Origin of the sequence: Sphingobium sp. ba1 (assembly GCF_000743655.1) — a bacterium.
Taxonomy (GTDB): Bacteria; Pseudomonadota; Alphaproteobacteria; order Sphingomonadales; family Sphingomonadaceae; genus Sphingobium.
Genome location: NZ_JPPQ01000083.1, coordinates 180,582 through 183,590 on the forward strand (window position 1 = coordinate 180,582; position 3,009 = coordinate 183,590).

Consider the following 3,009-nt stretch of genomic DNA (forward strand, 5'->3'; position numbering starts at 1 on the left):
TGTAAGGAGACGCTACATGACTGATTTGACTGCCGTTGACGCCACCATTGCGCGTGCGCAAAAACCCGCCACCCGTCCGGCCCGCCCCTTCTTTTCTTCCGGTCCCTGCGCCAAGCCACCCGGCTGGAGCGCCGACAAGCTGGCAACCGACTCGCTCGGCCGCTCGCACCGCGCCAAGATCGGCAAGACCCGCTTGGCTTATTGCATCGACCTGATGCGCGAATTGCTCGGCCTGCCTGATACGCACCGCATCGGCATAGTGCCTGGCTCCGACACCGGCGCTTTCGAAATGGCGATGTGGACGATGCTCGGTGCACGCCCCGTCACGACGCTCGCCTGGGAAAGCTTCGGCGAAGGTTGGGTGACCGATGCCGCCAAGCAGTTGAAGCTCGACCCCACGATCATCCGCGCCGACTATGGGCAACTGCCTGACTTGGACGGTGTGAACTTTGCCCATGACGTCCTGTTCACCTGGAACGGCACCACGTCCGGCGTGCGCGTGCCCAATGCCGACTGGATTCCGGCCGACCGTGAAGGCCTGACCTTCGCCGACGCGACCAGCGCGGTATTCGCCTATGACATCGACTGGGCCAAGATCGACGTCGCGACCTTCTCCTGGCAGAAGGTGCTGGGCGGCGAGGGCGGCCATGGCGTGCTCATCCTTGGCCCCCGCGCGGTCGAACGGCTCGAAACCCACACGCCCGCCTGGCCCCTGCCGAAGGTGTTCCGCCTGATGGCCAAGGGCAAGCTCGCCGAAGGCATTTTCAAGGGCGAGACGATCAACACCCCCTCCATGCTGGCGGTCGAAGATGCGATCTTCGCGCTGGAATGGGGCAAGTCGCTAGGCGGTCTGCAGGGCCTCATCGCTCGCTCGGACGCCAATGCCGCTGCGCTGGCCAAGATCGTTGCCGAACGCGACTGGCTCGGCCATCTCGCGCTCGATGAAGCCACGCGCTCGAAAACCAGCGTCTGCCTGACCGTCGCGGGTGCCGACGAAGCTTTCATCAAGGCCTTCGCCGCCCTCCTCGAAAAGGAAGGCGCGGCCTATGACATTGCAGGCTATCGCGATGCCCCGGCGGGCCTGCGCATCTGGTGCGGCGCGACCGTGGAAACGGCGGATATCGAAGCGCTGGGTCCGTGGCTCGACTGGGCCTACGCGACCGTAAAGGCTGCCGCTTAACTTCTATTTTTACTGTCATTCCCGCGAAGGCGGGAACCCATCTCCCACCCTATCGACAGGTGCAACGTCGGGAGATGGATCCCCGCCTTCGCGGGGATGACGGACGTGATTTTTCCAAAAGGATCAAATCCATGCCCAAAGTCCTTATTTCCGACAAAATGGACCCCCGCGCCGCCGCAATCTTCCGTGAACGCGGCGTGGAAGTCGATGAAATCACCGACAAGACGCCCGAAGAACTGATCGCCATCATCGGCGAGTATGACGGCCTCGCCATCCGTTCCTCGACCAAGGTGACCAAGGCGATCCTCGACGCCGCCACCAACCTGAAAGTCATCGGCCGCGCCGGCATCGGCGTCGACAATGTCGACATCCCCTATGCCAGCGCCAAGGGTGTGATCGTCATGAACACCCCGTTCGGCAACTCCATCACCACCGCCGAACATGCCATCGCGCTGATGTTCGCGCTCGCGCGCCAACTGCCCGAAGCCAATGCCCAGACCCAGCAAGGCCTGTGGCCCAAAAACGGCTTCATGGGCGTGGAAGTCACCGGCAAGACGCTGGGCCTGATCGGCGCGGGCAATATCGGCTCGATCGTCGCCAGCCGCGCGCTCGGCCTCAAGATGAAGGTCGTCGCGTTCGATCCGTTCCTGACGCCCGAACGCGCCATCGAAATGGGCGTGGAAAAGGCCGATCTCGATACATTGCTAGCCAAGGCCGACTTCATCACGCTGCACACGCCGCTGACCGACCAGACCCGCAATATCCTGAGCCGCGAAAATCTGGCCAAGACCAAGAAGGGCGTGCGCATCATCAACTGCGCGCGCGGCGGCCTGATCGACGAAGCCGCGCTGAAGGACGCGCTCGATTCGGGCCAGGTCGCGGGCGCCGCGCTCGACGTGTTCCAGACCGAACCGGCCAAGGATTCGCCTTTGTTCGGCACGCCCAACTTCATCTGCACCCCGCATCTGGGCGCATCGACCGACGAAGCGCAGGTCAATGTCGCGTTGCAGGTCGCCGACCAGCTGTCCGACTATCTGCTCGACGGCGGCATCACCAATGCGCTCAACGTGCCGTCGCTGTCGGCCGAGGAAGCCCCCAAGCTCAAGCCCTATATGGCGATCGCCGAAAAGCTCGGCAGCCTGGTCGGCCAGCTTGAAGGCGATGCCATCACCGGCGTTGCCGTCGAAGTCGAAGGCCATGCCGCCGAATTGAACCAGAAGCCCATCACCGCCGCCGTTCTCGCTGGTCTGATGCGCGTCTATTCGGACACGGTGAACATGGTCAACGCGCCCTTCCTCGCCAAGGAACGCGGCCTCGACGTGCGCGAAGTGCGCCATGATCGCGAAGGTGCCTATCAGACGCTGATCCGTGTCACCGTCACCACCGAAAATGGCGACAAGTCGGTGGCCGGCACGCTGTTCGGCCCCACCAGCCCGCGCCTTGTCGAACTGTTCGGCATCAAGGTGGAGGCCGATCTCGACGGCACCATGCTCTATATCGTCAACCAGGACGCGCCCGGCTTCATCGGTCGTCTGGGGTCGACGCTGGGCGAGGCTGGCGTCAATGTCGGCACCTTCCACCTCGGCCGTCGCAACCAGGGCGGCGAAGCCGTGCTGCTGCTCTCGGTCGACGGCACCGTCACCGAACCGCTGCGCTGGGAAATCTGCAACCTGACCGGCGTGAAGCAAGTCAAGCTGCTGCGCTTTGCGTAAGCAAGCCTGAAAAGCCCTCTCCCCTTTGGGGAGAGGGTTGGGAGAGGGGGAGCAACGGTGCGGCTAGATCCCACACTGAAGCAGCGTGCCAAACATATGCGCGCCAACCCCACCCCC

The 3,009-nt window shown here is 63.6% G+C and carries 2 protein-coding genes; both read left to right on the forward strand.

Going from position 1 to position 3,009, the window contains the following annotated elements:
* The first annotated feature begins 16 nt into the window (after nucleotides 1-16).
* On the forward strand, nucleotides 17-1,180 hold the full coding sequence (locus tag IL54_RS20165) for a phosphoserine transaminase (RefSeq protein WP_037479923.1): 1,164 nt from the start codon (nucleotides 17-19) through the stop codon (nucleotides 1,178-1,180).
* Between the two features lie 131 nt (nucleotides 1,181-1,311).
* A complete protein-coding gene (gene serA / locus IL54_RS20170; RefSeq protein WP_037480589.1) occupies nucleotides 1,312-2,892 on the forward strand; it encodes a phosphoglycerate dehydrogenase in 1,581 nt (526 codons plus the stop codon).
* The last annotated feature ends 117 nt before the right edge of the window (nucleotides 2,893-3,009 follow it).